The organism is Massilia genomosp. 1 (genome assembly GCF_011682185.1).
Classification (GTDB): domain Bacteria; phylum Pseudomonadota; class Gammaproteobacteria; order Burkholderiales; family Burkholderiaceae_D; genus Telluria_A; species Telluria_A rubra.
On sequence record NZ_WHJF01000247.1, the window covers coordinates 1 to 1,921 of the forward strand.

The window sequence follows — 1,921 nt, forward strand, 5'->3', positions numbered from 1 at the left end:
CGCGCTGGCGCGCCATGCGCTGGCCCAGGATCCACTGAGCGGGGCGCTGTTCGTGTTCATCAACCGGCGCGCCACGCACATCAAGGTGCTGTACTGGGACCGCACCGGTTTTTGCGTGTGGGCCAAGCGGCTCGAACAGGGTCGTTTCGTGTCCGACTGGTCCAAGGTGCGCACCGAGGAAATGGATTGGACGGGCTTGAAATTGCTGCTCGAAGGGATCGTTCCCAAGCTGTGTAAACGACGCTACAAGCATGCTGAAAACAGCGCCAAAAAACCAGAGGGAGCTTTGTGATGGGGCTGTTCATCGCTATAATTATCTGCATGAGCCAGAGCATTTCTTCCATGTCCGCGAGTACAGAACAGTTGGCCGATCTGGTCCATGCGAACAATGTGCTGCGCACTGAAATAGCCGACCTCAAGCATCAACTGGAGTGGTTCCGGCGCCAGATTTTTGGCAAGAAAAGCGAGCGCCGCGCACTCGATCCTTCCGATAACCAGCAGATGAATCTGATGGAGCTGCCGAGCCCTGTCGATGCCTGCGCAGCGCCAGGAAAGACGGTAGCGGCGCACACCCGGCGCGCAAAGGCGCCGGCCCGCGCAGACGGCGACGGATCCAATCTCTTCTTCGACGAAAAGCAAGTGCCGGTCGAAGTCATCGCCATGCCGAATCACGAGACCGATGGCCTTGGCCCCGACGACTACGATATCATCGGCGAGAAGGTCAGCCATCGGCTGGCCCAACGTCCTGGCAGCTATGTGATTCTCAAGTACGTTCGTCCGGTGATCAAGCGGCGCGATACGGCCGCCATTTCCTGCCCGCCAGCGCCGCAAGGCGTGATCGAGGGTAGCCGCGCCGACGTCAGCTTCGTGGCCGGCATGCTGGTCGATAAATTCGCCTATCATCAGCCGCTGTATCGCCTGCACATGAGGCTGTCAGACCGGGGCATCAAGGTCAGCCGGGGCTGGCTGACGCAACTCACGCATGCCGCGATCGATCTGCTGGTGCCCATCCATGCGGCGCAACTTGAATCGATCCGCCAGTCCAGGGTCAAGGCCATGGACGAGACCCCGATCAAGGCCGGGCGTACCGGTCCTGGCAAACTGCGCAGCGCGTATTTCTGGCCGCTCTATGGCGAGCGCGATGAGGTGTCGTTTCTGTACTTCCCCACGCGCGCTGCCAGCAATATCGAGGACGCGCTGGGCTTGTCGCCGCCGGAAAAATCCGTCTTGCTCAGCGATGGATACAGCGCCTACAGTCACTATGCGCGCAAAACGGGGATCACCCATGCCCAGTGCTGGACGCATACGCGACGACTGTTCTTCGAGGCGCAGAAAATCGAACCGGAGCGCGCCGCGCACGCGCTCGATCTGATCGGCAAAATCTACCAGGTCGAGGCGCAGATCCGCGAACGCGATTTGCGTGGAGAGGCCAAGCGCGCCTGGCGGATTGCGCACACCCGACCCTTGGTCACGCAGTTCTTTGTCTGGATTGGTGTGCAGTTCGACCAGCAAGGATTGCTGCCCAGCAGTCCCTTGACCAAGGCCATGGCCTATGCACGCGAACGACGCACCGGACTCGAAGTGTTCCTTGATGATCCCGATGTGCCTGCCGATACCAATCACCTGGAACGCGCCCTGCGCGTCATTCCAATGGGGCGCAAAAACTGGAATTTCTGCTGGACGGAAATCGGCGCCGAGTATGTCGGCGTGATTCAGTCCCTGGTCGTCACCTGCCGTTTGCACGATATCGATCCGTATGACTACCTGGTCGATGTGCTCCAGCGTATCAGCGAGCATCCCGCCTCGAAGGTCGAGCAGCTGACACCGCGACTGTGGAAACAGCATTGCGCCGACAATCCGCTACGCTCGGACCTGCACAGATTTAACGGCTGATCTACAACGCCGCTCAGCTACCGCTTAC

The 1,921-nt window shown here is 60.0% G+C and carries 1 protein-coding gene and 1 pseudogene; both read left to right on the forward strand.

Going from position 1 to position 1,921, the window contains the following annotated elements; translation table 11 throughout:
• A partial coding sequence (gene tnpB, locus F1735_RS33275) for an IS66 family insertion sequence element accessory protein TnpB (protein ID WP_167241244.1) occupies positions 1-292 on the forward strand: 292 nt, incomplete at its 5' end.
• Positions 293-417: 125 nt separating this feature from the next.
• Positions 418-1,893 (forward strand): annotated as a pseudogene (tnpC, locus tag F1735_RS33280) (IS66 family transposase); the annotation flags it as partial.
• Between the last annotated feature and the right edge of the window lie 28 nt (positions 1,894-1,921).